Source organism: Enterococcus mundtii (assembly GCF_013394305.1).
In the GTDB taxonomy this organism is placed as follows: Bacteria; Bacillota; Bacilli; order Lactobacillales; family Enterococcaceae; genus Enterococcus_B; species Enterococcus_B pernyi.
In genome coordinates this window covers 22,052-37,858 of record NZ_AP019813.1, presented here as the reverse complement: position 1 = coordinate 37,858, position 15,807 = coordinate 22,052, and the positions used below count along the sequence as shown (strand labels likewise).

Sequence of the window (15,807 nt, the reverse complement as noted above, 5' to 3'; positions counted from 1 at the left end):
GTGACGCTGCTTTTTTAGAAAGGATTATGACAAATGATACACAAACAAACGATACAAAAAAGTCTATGGTTGCTTATAGCGCTCTTCTTTTTCTTGCCACGGGCGGTCCAGGCCGAAGAAGCGAGTTTAAATACGTATGTTACCCCTCTTTTTCCAGAGAGCCAAGTGGATGAAAGTAAAGGATACTATGAGTTATTACTCCCTCCTGGACAAAAAGAGACTTTGCGACTAGAAGTCGGAAATTCCAGTTCAGAACCAATCAACGTTCAGGTGACACCGCATACAGCTTATACTAATACTTTGGGGAATGTCGAGTATGGCAAAGATGTTGAAGAAGCGGATCCATCCTTAATCCACTCCTTGGATGAGCTGATGACTCCTTCGGAGGTCATTGCTTTAGCTGGAAATGAAACAAAGGTTATAGAAATTCCTCTGCAAATGCCTAAAGACGCCTTTGAAGGGTATTTAGCCGGCGGTTTAAGGATCACCGAAGTAAAAGAAGAGGAAGATAGCGATGCCCCAGGAGGAGAAGGCGTAGCTATCAAGAATGAGTTTGCCCATGTGGTTGGTGTGGTCGTTAGTAATACTCGAGACTCGGTGCAACCGGAGTTGGAACTATTAGATGTGTTTGCAGATCAATTGAACTACCGCAATGTGATCAGCGCCACGTTACAAAACTTTACGCCCACTTTTGTCAATCAATTGGCGGTGGAAGCGACCGTAAAACGAGTAGGGGAGAATGAGGTTCTCTACAAGGCGGAGAAAGAAATGATGCAGATGGCCCCAAATTCTAATTTCAACTTCCCGATTTCTTTAGAAGGCGACCGTTTTCGAAGTGGGAACTATGTCCTAGAATTAACAGCTACATCGGGAGAGAATGAATGGTCATGGACGCGTGAATTTACGATTGAAGCCGATGAAGCCCGCAAGTTAAATCGAGAAGACGTAATGATTGATTCTGGTGTCAATTGGTGGATGATCGGTGCGACTATTTTGCTTATTTTAATGCTTGGACTTGTGCTTTACCTGATGTGGCAAAAGAAAAGAGCACGTGAAAGCGAAAAAGAAGTATAGAGAGGAGGATTTCATGAGAAAGCTAATGAAAAAAGGATTGCTCATTTTAGGGACGATGATTATTGTTCTGCATGCATTCCTCCTGCCAGTAGGGATCGTCTATGCGGAAACCACGGATAAAAAGGTAGGGGGGCAAGTACAGGAAGAAGAACAATTGGAACTTCCATCCATAAAAAACTATCTAGAAGTGGAAGAAGAAGGCAATCCTCGCTTTTCCTTTCCTCGCTCTCGCCTTCAAGGAACGGTTGAAGAGTCATTGAAGGTGACATTTGTTTCAGATCAAGAGGTGTCAGAGGCAAGGATTACCCTTCCAAAGGAAGCACAGCTGGTAAAAGACCAGTTACAAGCTGGAGTTACCGTCATCAACCAAGAAGAAGAATCAGATGAATGGGTGATTCAAGCGGAGCGTGCACAACAAACGTTTGTGCTTCCAGTGGTATTTAAATCTGAAGGTAATTATGATGTGTCCGTCGAAGACGTAACTGCGACACTTGAAATATCGGAAAAGAAAGAAACGGAGACTGAAGATCAATCAGAAATGAATCAGGATTCAACTGTTGAATCAAATGAAGCATACAATCAAGAGACGAATATGACTGAACAATCAGAAGAAAAAGAAGCGCCTGTGGAAGAAGCTCCGCAGGATCAACAAACAAAGGAGAAAGAGCCTTTCGTAAGTGTTTCAACATGGGAAGAATTTCAAAAAGCCATAAGTAACGATGATGTACAAAAAATTATTTTGGAAAACGACATAGTCAGAAACGCTGGAGCGGCAGGTACGATCAACAGAAATATAGAAATTGACGGACAAGGATGGTCGATAAATTTTGCCAATAATACTGCTGGATTCACACTTGGAGCAGTGAGCGTAGAGACGACAATTACTTTAAAAAATATAACAATAACAAAACCGGGAACTACAGCAATTTTTACAGGTACAGCAGCCAACAGTCAAAGATGGACATTAAATTTTGAAAATGTTCATACGGGAAGTGGGAATGTATCTGGTTTAGTTAATGCACCGAATGCAAAGTCAGGATATATAGGTGGCGAAAATACTTATAGGTCGACTATGAATGGGCGTGATGATGCTGTCTTCCGAGTCAATAAATTTTTTGCTCGAAATGGAAGTAAAGTAAGTATTGACCTGCAAGCAAAGTTAGCACAAATTTCAGGCGTATTACCGGTAGTTCAAATTACGGATGAAGACACTACAGTTTCTATTAATACAACTTCAACAAGCTCGGGTAGAAACGGAGGGGTTATTAGATTTGATTCAAATGAATCGCTTATTGAGGTTAACAATGGAGCATCTTTGAAAATAGAAGCCCCTCAAACTAGTGCGCTTCTTTATGATACTGCTACGAATTCAAGAATTTTGGTAGACAATGGCTCTAAAATGGAACTTTACTCTTCTCGTCTTGATGGAAATGATGCAACAGTTAGATTTTATGGGGCTGCAAGCCGAGGTTCTCGATTTGATATAGATAATAATAGTACTGTTATTATTGAGGCTGAAGAAGGAGCTGCTCCGGCAGTAAGATTTCGTGCGGATGGTCAATTCTTTGTAAAAGGAAATAGTAAATTACAAATGTACAATGGTGGAAACGGATCACCTAATAATTCGGCGAATCAAGGTATAGAATTTGCTAATGATGGTGGAGTTTTTGATTTGAGTGGCGTGGGAACAGAAGTAAATATTGTCTCTGATTTTGGACCTGCTATTGGTGGAAACAGTTCGATGGAAATCAATGTTAGGGAAGGAACTAGTTTTACAGCAATTGGAAGATCGAGCACTGAATCAGGTGCAATATTTAATGGTTCAATTAGTAATATAACTATTGATAATCCACTTTTTTTTGATTTTAAAAATACACGTCCAAACGGAGGCAATATATATAGTGTATCGGCATCCTCTATATTTGATTTGAAAAATTCTAATTTTGCAGCATGGACTAATGGTTCTAATTTTGATCTTGAAGCAGAAAAGTATTGGAATATGATTGATTTTGAATTAACGGGAAGCAACTTTAATACTATTAGACAGACTAGCGATCCGGAATCATTTAATACAAGTACTTTTGGACCGGCTGGAATGACTGCATATAGTAGAATTAGTGCAAATAACGCACGTGCTGTTGTAGATGAATTAAGAGTTCCTACCAATGCAGATAAGTCTATTTTTGGTCATGTAAGTATTCCGGAAGGGAGTGACTATAGATCAGCGTTTGAAGGCGAGGTAGAACTAGAGATAGAAATTGAACGACTTACTGGAGAAAAAGAAACACATAGAGCAGTTACTAAAGTAGATAGTATCTATGGTGAAGCAGATAGAGAGGGAATATTTGAAGTAAAATTACCGGAACTTTTAAATGAGGGAGATCGGATTAGCGTTCTATCTGCTTTTCGCGGTGTTGGTGAAGTTGGAGTTCCTAGTTTGCCGGACGATATCAAAATAGATAGTGTTGTCGTCTTTCCAATTATCCCACCAAAACCAGCGGAGTTCCCTGTGAATACCATCGGAAAAACAGCAACACATGTTCAGGGATATGTTGAAAACAAAGAGGTTGAAATAACCGCAACTCATAATGGACAAATCTTTGACACTTCTGATGTAACGGTAGACAACGAGGGTAACTTTATCCTGGATTTATCTGACTTAACTTTAAAAGAAGACGATGAGATTCAGGTCTTTCTAAGAGATGCGGAAGGCTCGGCAGAAGCCGCAGGTGTGATCAATCCGCCAGAGACGAATAACGCGCGTGGAAATATCAACCCAGCCGCTGACTTAACATTTCACGATGTAACTTTTGAACCGGCTACGACATTAATCATTGAGGATGTAGGGCCTTTCTCACCGGTAGACCCTTTGGATCCAGAATTAGAAGTGGATCCTGAAAATAAACCAGAATTGCCAGAAGATCAAGGGCAACTAAGTATTGACTTTATTTCGGCCTTCAATTTTGGCTCACAAGCAATCTCTACGCGAACGAAGCGGTATTATGCGCAACCGCAACGCTTGTTAAATCCGGATGGAACCGTCAATGAGGCTGAAGAGCGACCAAACTATATCCAGATCAGTGATCGACGGCCAGAAGAGGAACGTCACGGCTGGCAATTAGCAGTTACGCAAAACAATCAATTTACGGATCTACAGGAAAATGAACTAAGAGGGGCGCGTTTGTCTTTAACTAACCAACAATTGGAGTCTGTTCATGGAAGCGACGAACCAATGTTGTATAATCAAGACGGTGTTACCTTTATTCCAGGAGAAAAGACTAAACTTCTGACCGCGCTCGATGGCCAAGGAGCAGGTACCTGGATCTATCGGTTTGGTGACGGTGAAAGTGCAAGCGAAAGCGTGGCACTTGAAGTCCCTCCAACCGCGAATCCAAGAGCAAGCACCTATGAAACAACACTCACCTGGGAACTAAGTGTAGTTCCCGATAATTAGTCACAAGAAAGAAAAGGGCTGCGGCTCTTTTCTTTTTCTTCATAGAAAGGACAGAAAAAAATATGCACATTTTATTTGATCATTTAGTCATGGCAGATAAGACTAAACGTTGGCTGCTCTTATTGGCGACGTTAGAAGAAGAGGAACATGTTACCGCACAAACCTTAGCTAAACAGACTGGGTTTGGGCGACGGACGATTATTGAGGATATAAAGGCGATCAAGGACTATTTTGGTGAGCGGATCCATTTGATCGGCGATGAGAAGGGCTATCACTTTTCCTTTCTGAACCCTAAAGAGTATTATGAGAAGAAACAAGCGTTACTAAATGAAGAGAAACTTTTTCTCTTTGTGGATCAGTTGGCTGCGGGAAAGTGTTTAGACAATCAACAGTGGATGGCGTATCTTGATGTGTCGAGTGCAAGCTTCCAACGGATGAAACGGCAGCTTCAAACGTTATTAACGACCTACTATGGGATAAAAATTGAATCTAAAACCAATCAATTATGGGGCGAAGAAGCGGGGATTCGCCAATTCCTTTATGATTTTTATTTCACCTTACCATTGTATCCTAGGTTTCTTTCAGAACATATTCAGGACCTACATCAGGAGAAAGTGGCGATTCAAGACGGACCTTGGCACCTAGATCAAACCTTGTTTAATCAATGGCTGAAACTAGCTAAGCAACGAGTCGACCAAGGACATTGCTTACAAGAACAAGTGGCACATAAACAAGCCCAAACAACTCTAATCCAGGCTTTGGATCAACAGGTGAGTGTGTTTCTGCCAGGACCAGAAAAAGCTGCGTTGTTTCTTCTCTCGTTAGATGAGAGTCAATTTTTGAACCCTTTGACACAACAGGCATTTACCCGCACATTTTCACCTGCGAGTGAGTATGAGTTACCGATGCATGAGACCGAAGGTCTGACTTATGGTTTTTTCGAAACACTCCTTTTTTTAATGGAGGCCTTTTTCCAGCTACCTACACTTGAAGCACCAGAACAAGTTCCGTATGCAAACAGTGATAAACCGTCTCCTTTAGAAGTACTCATGAAACGTTTTTTAGCTGAGAAGAAAAAATATAGCCAGACGATTTATGTTTCCTATCAGCTAGTAGGACCACGTGCTTTGACACGATGGATCAAACAGGAAGTTGAAACGATTTTAAAAAAATCTGGCCTACAGGTGGTGGAAGCTGCACAAATGAATCCACTGGGACTAGTACGTCATGTACAAATCGTGAATCAACCACAAGCTAGAAACGCTCGTGAAACGATTGAACTTTCCTATGTACCTAGCAAGGAGAAAATCGATGAAGTGCTCTCTGCATTTTCTGAGTCAAGATGAGTGAACGAGCATGAGAGGGAAATATTTGAAAAAGTGAGGGGGAAAAAAATTGCGTGAGTTTCAGATGGCGTTTATTACAAGCGCAGAGGTCAAGCGATGGATGCAGGTGTTAAGTGTGATGGAACAAGAACGGCGTTTTACGATTGGAGAGCTGAGTGAACGACTGGCTATTTCACAACGTACCTTGATAAAAGATATTCAAGCATTCAAAAACCATTTTGGCACAAGCATCGAATTACGTTCGAATTATAGTGGGTATTATTTTGAAGAACGAAATCGTAGGGACTACCAAGAGAAAAAAGAACAACTGTTGGAAAACGAAGTGTTATTTGAAATCGTGGGAAATGTTTTTTGGGGAAAAGATTTTACAGTGGCTGACTTGGCTCACCAGCACAGTTATGCAGAGAGTACTTTACGAAGGTTTTTATTAAGAATCCGACCGGTATTAGCTGAGTATGAGTTAACGTTGGCTTTTAACCCAGTCAATTTTTTAGGGGAAGAAGTCAATATCCGAAAGTTCTTTTTTGATTTTTATTATAGCAGTGAACAAACTCCGTATACAATCCGTCCGCCAGAAGACTTACATACGTTGGTCTTGAACGAACTGTCTGGCAAATTGGGAAAGTATGAATTGGGTACAGGAATAACGATTTCAGCCTTTTATTACCAGCTTTATATCGCAATGGTCCGAGTCCATCAAAATCATCTTGTGTCCTTACCTGAATGGGTAAAAGTAAGCATTTATCAAGAAAAAGATTTTCAGTTGCTTTTTTCTTTACAAGAAAGGATCAAACAGGAATATGAGATTTATCTACCAAAAGAAGAATTCGCTTGGATCCATTTATCGATTATTTCCAAACGGACGATCCATCGTGTGGACCAAGAACAAACTTTTAACCAACGATTCAGCCATTGGAAAGATCTTCAGTTCATCGTGTCAGATTACCTTTCTGACCCTTTCTTTGAACAATGGGATACGGATACTTTAGGACAGTTTATAACCTCTTTTTTCATTTCGCGTTTGATGAATGAAGCAGTGAGTCCGGTGTTGAACAAAGAGCTAGAAGAAATCCATTGGATGGTGAAGAAATGCGATAAACAGATTTATGAGGCCCATAAACAATTTCTCTTAAAACATGTCCGAGTACTCAGTTTTTCTGCCCAATATTTTGAAGATATCGTGGTGAGTTTTACGGCATATATGAACTTATTGTTCCACTATTACCAACCGATCAAAAAAATTTTATTTTTATTAGAAGGTGACTATTTAATGGTTCAATCAATCCGAATGCAGGCACGTGTACTATTAGGGGAATATCATAAGCTGTTGTTTATGCCGCTTCAGGAATTGACGCCGGAACATTTAAATGATGCACACGTTGATTTGATTGTAACGAACTATCGACCGTACCTTTTGGATTACGCTCTTGACACGGATTGCGTTCTTATGGGCAGTATCCCTACGGCGCAAGATTGGGCAAGAGTCAAGCATCAGTTGAATCCACTGATCGATCATGAAACATTTTAAAAGAAGGAAGGAAAAAACAATGCCTACATTTTTTACAAAAGAAGCGTATTTGGAGGGCTTTCAAAGTACCTTTGAAGAGGCAGAAAAACGAGCAAGTGAAGACCTAAAGGTCTATTTAAACACCCAGATCCAACGATTGGAGACCTTAGTAAGTCAGATCTGTCAGGAGAATTTTTGGGAACTATTGCCGGAGATCTTAGGAATCGATGCCAAGATGAGTCTAGTAGCAGATCTGATCGACTTTGATCACTGTTCAGATGTGGAAATCCTTCGAATCGTCGAAAGTGACTATCTCATCTACTTCAAAGAACTATGTGGGTACAAACGCAGTATGGACCCGAAACATTCCATGATTTTCAATGTGGTATGATGGATTGATGGCTGATGGGAATAACTTAAATGTGTAGGCTCTTACTTTAGTAAGAGTTTTTATAATGGTTAATGATTATTTGTCTTTATATAGGTATTCTTATTATTTATTTCATTTTTAATTCTATAAACTGTTTGTCTAGTAATATTGTAGTCTTTTGCAATCTTAGAAATAGCAACGCCATTCTCAAGATCCTCAACGATGCTTTTATAAACAAGGCGACGTTGGGGATCTTTTGTATCTGCGCTATATAACTTAGGACGTCCTTTGTAAACACCATTCGCTTTTGCAATCTTAATTCCTTGTGCCTGGCGTCGTTTGGATTCTTTACGTTCCTGTTCGGCAATCATGGCCAATATTTGAATGATTAAGTCTTTAATGAATTTATCCAGGAGTGGATCTCCAATTGCTTGCGCCATGATAGGTAGACTAGTAATGATAAGTCGGATGTTATTATTTTTTAGGTAATTAACTGAAGCAATAATTTCATCATAATCTCTCCCTAATCGATCAATTGCTTCTACAATAAAAGTATCTTGTTCACGTACAAAATCTAAAGCCTTTTGAAAAATTGGCCGTTCTGAAATTGTGGCTCCAGATTGTTTTTCAATAAAAATTTTTTCCGCTCCGAATTGTTTCATTTCTTCAATTTGACGTTGTTCATTTTGATCAAGAGAAGAGACTCTAATATATGCAACTTTCAATTTTTTACCTACTTTCTCGAATTATTTAAAATACACCCTAATCATACATTAGAAATCGAGATTTTTCAATGATTGGCTAGTGTCTATTTAGGGTACATCCTAATGTTTCGTATATCTACACTAATGAAAAATTTTTCATGTGTCTATGAAAAAGAAGGATTATATTTTTCTATGTTAGATATACTATACTTTATTGAAAGAACAGCGTATAGCAAGTGGTGTCTCAGCGCATTAAACAAAAAAATCACCGATCAGCTGATTATTTTAATTAATGTTTAAGTTAACGACCAAGTAACTTAGTTTAATGAGAACAGATAGATAGTTTACATATATTGGTAATTAAGCTGATGTAGAAAACATGCTCAATTTAGAAAAAAAGCAATAATGTATTATTCCATTTATAAATCAAAAAATTTTCTGTACATCTATAGTTAAAATCGTTGTATTGATCTTAGATAAGTTATTGAAGTACTAGTTTAAACTTTCCATACTTAAAAAGATTTGTAAGGGGGAAACAAATGATTAGTAATAAAGAAGAAAAAAAATTAATCGCAGAAATCGATAAAAAAAGAACTGAGTATATGAAGAGTAAAAGGTATGGTAAAGATATATGTGAATTATTCCTTCAAAATTTTAATTTTAAAGGAAATACGTTAGATAAATTAGATGTTCAAAAAGAAATATTTTCGCTCGTAAAACAAGCTATTGAATCTTATCCAGAAGAACTTCAACATCGTAATATTGATTTAATAAAGTCTTCTTTAGATCGAAGCTACTATGCTTCCCAAAATGCGACTCTTTTATCTCATTATACTGACCAACTTATCAATCATAATGATGATAGTTTCTTAGTAGTGCCAACTGGGTTTAAAACCAAAACTGGAGCGCATGAAGTATCGTGCATTATAAAAAAAGTTGGTGAAGAAATTCAAGTGGAAATATTTGACAAAGCTGGTGCTTCTCCTCCTGAACGTTTTGAAAAATCAAATGAGAATTTCAATAATTATGGAAAAAATTATATTGTAAGCAATTATTTCTATAAAATAGATAATACTCCTGATGGAATTAATTCAATGGCTAAAGCTATTGCAAGTGGATTTACAGATAGAGGATTTGAACCTTCTGATATAAAATATCAACCGTTACACTTTCTTAGTAAAATAGCAAATAGCGAGTATTATGGACGCAATGTTACATCAAGTCAATATATACAAGGAAACTGTTTAATGAAAGAGGTGGTAGCTTCATTGAAAAGCGTACTCTCAGAAAAAAGTTCTCCAGGGCAGTTAATCTTTTCCACTGATAAACAAGGTAGAACAGATTCTTTAAACGGTATTCTTACAGAAGTTGCGTGTTTCCGGTTAGAAAAAATGGGGTATGGAACTGATATCAGTAATTATTTAAGAGAGCAATATAAAATGTATTGTTATTTAAAAGATGATAGAAACAAGTATCCAGAAGACATTAAAGTTATGAGAAAGATAGAAAATGGTAAAATATTAAATAAACATTTTACTAATAGCATTCCAGAATTTAAAAGAGTAGCTTCTTATAATATTGAAGCATCATTTTATAATAATAAAAAAAAGAATCTTCTTAGTAGATTTAAAAAGTTTATAAAATTAGAAGGAACGAAAGTTCGAGCCAATCAATTGACTAAGGAAGAAATAACGGTAATACGATCAAACGTCAATGATATTAGAAAAAACTTAGAAAAAGATAAAGAAAAAATAAATAGGAATTTTAATAACATCAAAGAGAAAGCTTTAACTATGTCAATGTTTATAGAGCCAAACGTCTCCAGAGGATCAGTGAGAAATTCTTCGGTAAAAAATCATAATGTACGAGACTAATGTATCAAGAGGTTGAAATAAGTCTGCTTTAAATTTGTTGTATTTGATTGAAAGATCAAAAATCTACTAAAATTTTTTTATGTCTCTAGAAAGTCCAGTAAAGAAAGCTTCGACTATTTTTTTGCCCGTTGATTTGTATCCTCCAATTAAAGAGAAGTAATATCTGGATCAAGAACACCTTCCAAATAATCACTTCGATCGATTTTTTCAACAATAAGAATGACTTTTTCTATTCGGAAAAGAGTTTAGTTGGTCTAAAATCTAGTTATTCAATCAAGAATTAGTGAACGGATAAGGCGTAAATGTGTGTAAATTACAGGAAGATATTGTATGAGTACAATTGAATTTACTGTAGATAGACATCATCAGGAAATTAGAAGGATTAATATTTATCAACAAATATTTGTTATCAATAGAACCTACAAATAAATATTTTATGGAATTTAAATGAGATGATAAAAAATAAAAGAAAACAAATTTTTCGCTCTTATATGAAAAAATTGTTTTTTTTTGAAAATATAAAATGTTATCCTTTTAGAAAGTAAATGCTTATATATTAGTACATTTTTACTAAAAATTATCAAAAACCTTCGTTTTTAATAATGTAAATACGTTATTTATATTTTTTAATTAAAAACCTAATATAATCACTTTTTCAAGACATCTGATGCAATCGGATGTCTTTTTTTGTCGTCTCCTTAAAAACGAAGATTTTTGGGAATACTGAGGGAGACGAATATGGAACGTAAAAATAGATACATACTAAGTATAGGTATGTTACTTATTCATGTGTATGCACCGTTAGTTGTTCATGGAACTGAAATACGTTCGGTGGAAACAGAAGGTACGATTGGTTTTACTGGGCTATATGAAATACCTGGAACACCTGAACCAGCACCGGAAGGTGCGATCAAGCAAGATTTACCAAAAGAAATTGCTCAACACCCCTCAATGGTCAATCACTCAATATCCAGAAGATTACCGAAAACAAACGAGAGTCAGAAGCGCATATGGTCAACGTCTGGTCTATTGCTTGTCAGCACAATACTTGGCTTTTGGTTTTGGCGACACAAAAAGAAAAAAACAAATAAAGAAAGTAGGATTTAAATAGATGAAATTTGTTAGATTAGCAACTATTGCAGCGCTAAGCTCTACCATTTTTGCCGGAGGACTCACAGCATTCGCAGACGACACAATTGAGGAAACATCAAAAGAAATACGTAACGTCACAACCGATGGAACAATTGAATTTACACCAAATGAAGAGGAAGACCTCGTCGTTGTTCCACCAGAAGAAGGACCAGATGTTGAGATCAAGCCTGAAGTGCCAGGCACAACTGGACCTTTATCGATTATGAAAGTTGCCACGATGAATTTCGGTTCACAAGTGATCTCGAATCAGGATCAAACTTACAATATGATCGCAGAAAAACAACAAAAAACCGGTACGACTGGTGAAGCAAATAAAGTCCCTTATGTCAGTTTTGCACAAGTACAAGATGTCCGTGGGACGAATGCGGGTTGGGATCTACAAGTACGTATGACAGATTTCAAAGCAACGACTGAAACAGTCAATGATACTTTGCGTGGTGCACAGATTTCATTATTGAATCCAAGAATCCAGTATGGAGGAAGTACGCCTGGTAATGCACCAGTGGCTCATGCAGCTGAATTAAAATTAATACCAAATGAGTCTGCTGTATCCGTGATGACTGCGGAAAAAGATAAAGGTGCTGGTGTTTCTTCCGTCGTTTGGGGGATCAAGCAAACTTAGATGCACAAGAGGCGGACGATAAGGTTGATGTAGTTACAAATAATGCCATCCGATTATTTATTCCTGGTTCGACAGCAAAAGATGCGACACAATACAAATCCACACTGACTTGGGAATTATCTTCTACTCCTTAGAATGACGATAACGAAGATGTAAACCAACCTGAGTAAAATGTTGGCGTATAGTCCTGACGAAACCAACGGTTTCAGTTGATAGAAACAAAAGATGTAGCGTTACAATTTTGTAGCGCTACTTTCTTTAAAGGAAGGGGTAAATGAATGAAACAAGTCAGTACATATCGAAAAAATATAATCCAACAAACAGGAATGATACTGCTTCTGTTGTTGGTCAGTTTGGTGGCACCGATGCGTGTGGGGGCAGAAGAGGGAACCTTGAATTTTTATGTGACACCGGAGTTCTCAGACAATCAACAGTCAGGCAACGAACGCTATTTTCAGTTGACACTTGCACCGGATGCGACAGAAAAACTGACATTGAAACTACAAAACGCCAATGCAGAAGCAAAGAAAATCAAAATAACGCCACATACTGCGTATACGAATGTGATGGGGGTCGTGGAATACGGACAAGACGCGGAAAAAGCCGATCCTACGCTCAAGCATTCGCTGGATGAATTAATTGAACAACCCGAAATCATCGAGCTTGGTGGTAACGAAACGAAAACGGTGACGCTCGATCTGAAGATGCCTAAAGAAGCATTCGAAGGCTTCTTAGCTGGTGGGTTACGGATTGAAGAAGTCAAAGAAGACACAACGGAAGAAACGAGCGATGGAGAAGGTGTCGCCATCCAAAATGAGTTTGCGTATATCATCGGTGTGGTGGTGAGTAACAATCAAGACGCCGTGAAACCAGATTTAGAGTTGTTGGATGTCTTTGCCGATCAACTCAACTATCGCAATGTCATCAGTGCGAATCTACAAAACTTCACCCCGACATTTGTGAATCGCTTAGAAGTTGAAGCTACGGTTCAAAAAGTGGGGGAAGAAAAAATTTTATACCAAGCAAGTCAAGAACAAATGCAAATGGCACCAAATTCTAATTTCAATTTTCCGATTTCTTTAGAAGGCGCTCGTTTTCGCAGTGGTGAATATTTGTTGAAAATGACGGCACGTTCTGGGGAAGAGGAATGGCAATGGGAAAGAACCTTTACGATCGAGGCGGATGAAGCCCGAGCATTAAATCAGAAAGATGTCACGATTGATACAAGTATTAATTGGTGGATCGTTGCAGTGATTAGCCTGATTATTCTATTGTTATTGCTTATTGTTTGGCTACTTATTAAACAACGAAGACTTAAAAATGACGAGGAGGTCTAGCCCGATGAAAATTAAAAAAGCCCTGGTCGTGGCAAGCACTTATCTTCTTTGTTTTCCTTTGCTTTTTTCTCCAGTGATTGAAACGGGTATGCCTGTGTTTGCGATCGAGAATCCTGTGGAACTAACAAAAGAAGCAGAATTATCGGATCCACTAACCTATACACATGATTATTCAAGCTCTTCTGATAATCATGAAGTAACAGCGACTTCGGAATATCCAGAAAAGCAAGAAGAATCAGAAAAAAACGAAAGTGAAGAGGTAAGTAATCGTGCTACTGAATATCGTTTAGAATTAGTTGCAAGCCCTCCAGCCGGTGGCAACCCAAGACGAACTGATTCGGCAGGATCGAATGTGGTATGGCTCCGGGTAGGAGATAATCTGGGAAATATGAGAGCATTTCCCAATCCCGGTTATCGATTTTTACACTGGGAAGTCGCCTCAGGTCCGATATTTATATTTAGTCCAAATAGCGAAGATCTTAGTGTAAGCCAAAGGGAAGCAGGAAACTCTGTGATTCGTGCAGTCTTTGAACCAGTTCAAGGTGGAAATGTTACTGTAAAGCATGAAGATGAGGCAGGGAATCAATTAGCTGATCCTAGCGTGCTGACTGGTTTAGTTGATCAAACTTATACAACCGAAGCGCTAAGCATTAGTGGTTGGCAATTGAGTAAGATTCCCGAAAATGCCTCTGGGACTTTTGGAGTAGAAGAACAAACGGTTGTCTATACTTATGAGCCTGAACAGAATCTATGGGGAACGGTCCCTTGGTCGTATGAGGAAGGAACTGAAACAATCACATTATATGGTGGGGAAGCTGGCGCAAGAGGAGATGCACCATGGAAAACCTACTCTTCGGTCAAACAAATTATCGTAGAAGATCAAGTGATATTACCATCAAATTCAACCGCTTTATTTTGGGCATTGCCAAATCTGGAAAGTATTGATAATGTTGGGAGATTTGACACCTCAAATGTTACTAATATGAATAATATGTTTGGTGGAACGAACAACATAAAAACGTTAGATCTTTCAAACTGGGACACCTCGAAAGTTACTGATATGGCTTTTATGTTCAATAGTAATCGTAATCTAGAAACCTTAAATGTTTCTAATTGGGATACGTCAAATGTTACCAGTATGAGAGCGATGTTCCAGACTACCGAAAGTCTAACAGTGATAGATGTTTCAAGCTGGAATACGTCGAATGTTACCGATATGGGATGGATGTTCTTTGGTAATCGTAGACTAGAATCATTAAATATCTCGAATTGGAATACTACAAATGTCTCTGTAGCTACCAGTATGTTTTCTAATACGACCAATCTTTCAGATCTTCGTCTAGGAACAAATTCCCGATTTGACCATTTGGCTAGTCCTCCTACTATGCCTACCATTACTTCTTCAGATAGCTATACTGGCAACTGGGTTTATTATTTGAATCAAGCCAATACAATTCCTGAAGCCTATATTGCCTCTTCTTCAGCTAATTTTTGGCGGGAATACGATGGTAGTAATCCAGGTACTTATCAGTGGCAAAAAAAAGGATCCGTAGCCGTTCATTACAGAGATATCAATGATCAAGAAATTATCGCTTCAGAAATCATTACTGGTGGGATACGTGAACCATTTCAAATTGAAGAAAAAGCAATTGAAGGGTATACGTTACAAGAAATCTCGGATAATACTTCTGGTCGATTTACTGAAGTAGAGCAAGCCGTCATTTTTCGATACATGAAAAATACAGTAGATCCTGTAGATCCATTAAATCCAGAAATTGAAGTGAACCCAGAAAATAAACCAGATCTACCTGGAGATCAAGGACTATTGAGTATTGACTTTGTTTCATCTTTTAACTTTGGTTCACAATCTATTTCGGTTCATGACCAAACCTATTATGCACAACCACAGCGCTTGCTAAATGAAGATGGGACCGTCAATGAAAATGAAGAACGCCCTAACTATGTCCAGATCAGTGACCGACGCCCAGAATCTGAGCGCAATGGTTGGGAATTAGCAGTCACGCAACAAGAACAATTTAAAGGGAAAGAAAACCAAGTATTGAATGGCGCTAGTATAACTCTGTTAAACCAACAAGTCGTTACTGCTCAAGGCGGAACCACTCCAGAACTTCAATCCGGTCATCCCCTAATACCTGGAAATCGCCAAAGATTGCTCAAAGCACAAGGTAGTGAAGGTATGGGGACTTGGATCTATCGGTTTGGTGATGCAGAAACAGCAAAAGAAAGTGTGGCACTCAATATACCAAAAGGAGCGAATCCAGAAGCAACTACTTATTCGACCAAGTTGACGTGGGAATTAAGTAGTGTGCCTGACAATTAGAAAAGCATTCCATTTTCTCTCCTCTT

General features: G+C 38.2%; 10 protein-coding genes and 1 pseudogene. 10 read left to right on the top strand and 1 reads right to left on the bottom strand.

Annotation, left to right across the window (positions count from 1 at the left end):
- Positions 1-33: 33 nt before the first annotated feature.
- The 5 genes from HZ311_RS15580 to HZ311_RS15560 all read left to right on the top strand — a co-directional run bounded on the left by HZ311_RS15580 (position 34) and on the right by HZ311_RS15560 (position 7,772).
- On the top strand, positions 34-1,074 hold the full coding sequence (locus HZ311_RS15580) for a DUF916 and DUF3324 domain-containing protein (RefSeq protein WP_178946920.1): 1,041 nt from the start codon (positions 34-36) through the stop codon (positions 1,072-1,074).
- 13 nt (positions 1,075-1,087) lie between these two features.
- On the top strand, positions 1,088-4,528 hold the full coding sequence (locus HZ311_RS15575; protein ID WP_178946919.1) for a WxL domain-containing protein: 3,441 nt from the start codon (positions 1,088-1,090) through the stop codon (positions 4,526-4,528).
- A gap of 62 nt (positions 4,529-4,590) precedes the next feature.
- The gene (locus tag HZ311_RS15570) at positions 4,591-5,874 is read left to right on the top strand and encodes a helix-turn-helix domain-containing protein (protein ID WP_178946918.1); all 1,284 of its coding nucleotides are present in this window, start codon (positions 4,591-4,593) and stop codon (positions 5,872-5,874) included.
- A 49-nt stretch (positions 5,875-5,923) separates the two neighbouring features.
- A complete protein-coding gene (locus HZ311_RS15565) occupies positions 5,924-7,402 on the top strand; it encodes a helix-turn-helix domain-containing protein (protein WP_178946917.1) in 1,479 nt (492 codons plus the stop codon).
- A 19-nt stretch (positions 7,403-7,421) separates the two neighbouring features.
- Positions 7,422-7,772 carry a DUF7006 family protein gene (locus HZ311_RS15560; protein WP_178946916.1) on the top strand — a complete coding sequence of 117 codons (351 nt, stop codon included), beginning with the start codon at positions 7,422-7,424 and terminating at the stop codon, positions 7,770-7,772.
- 68 nt (positions 7,773-7,840) lie between these two features.
- Here HZ311_RS15560 and HZ311_RS15555 read toward each other — a convergent pair whose 3' ends face one another.
- On the bottom strand, positions 7,841-8,476 hold the full coding sequence (locus tag HZ311_RS15555) for a recombinase family protein (RefSeq protein WP_178946915.1): 636 nt from the start codon (positions 8,474-8,476) through the stop codon (positions 7,841-7,843).
- A 518-nt stretch (positions 8,477-8,994) separates the two neighbouring features.
- On the opposite strand from HZ311_RS15555, the gene HZ311_RS15550 reads away from it, so the two are divergent.
- The 5 genes and pseudogenes from HZ311_RS15550 (at position 8,995) to HZ311_RS15530 (ending at position 15,781) form a co-directional block, all read left to right on the top strand.
- Entirely contained in the window at positions 8,995-10,329 is a 1,335-nt protein-coding gene (locus HZ311_RS15550) for a hypothetical protein (protein ID WP_178946914.1), read from the top strand.
- 738 nt (positions 10,330-11,067) lie between these two features.
- Positions 11,068-11,436 (top strand): LPXTG cell wall anchor domain-containing protein, encoded by a 369-nt coding sequence (locus tag HZ311_RS15545; RefSeq protein ID WP_023520679.1) that lies wholly within the window; start codon positions 11,068-11,070, stop codon positions 11,434-11,436.
- A 4-nt stretch (positions 11,437-11,440) separates the two neighbouring features.
- Positions 11,441-12,237 (top strand): annotated as a pseudogene (locus HZ311_RS15540) (WxL domain-containing protein).
- Between the two features lie 144 nt (positions 12,238-12,381).
- A complete protein-coding gene (locus HZ311_RS15535) occupies positions 12,382-13,440 on the top strand; it encodes a DUF916 and DUF3324 domain-containing protein (protein ID WP_178946913.1) in 1,059 nt (352 codons plus the stop codon).
- Positions 13,441-13,444: 4 nt separating this feature from the next.
- Complete coding sequence (locus HZ311_RS15530; RefSeq protein ID WP_178946912.1) at positions 13,445-15,781, top strand: WxL domain-containing protein; 2,337 nt, start codon at positions 13,445-13,447, stop codon at positions 15,779-15,781.
- Positions 15,782-15,807 lie beyond the last annotated feature (26 nt).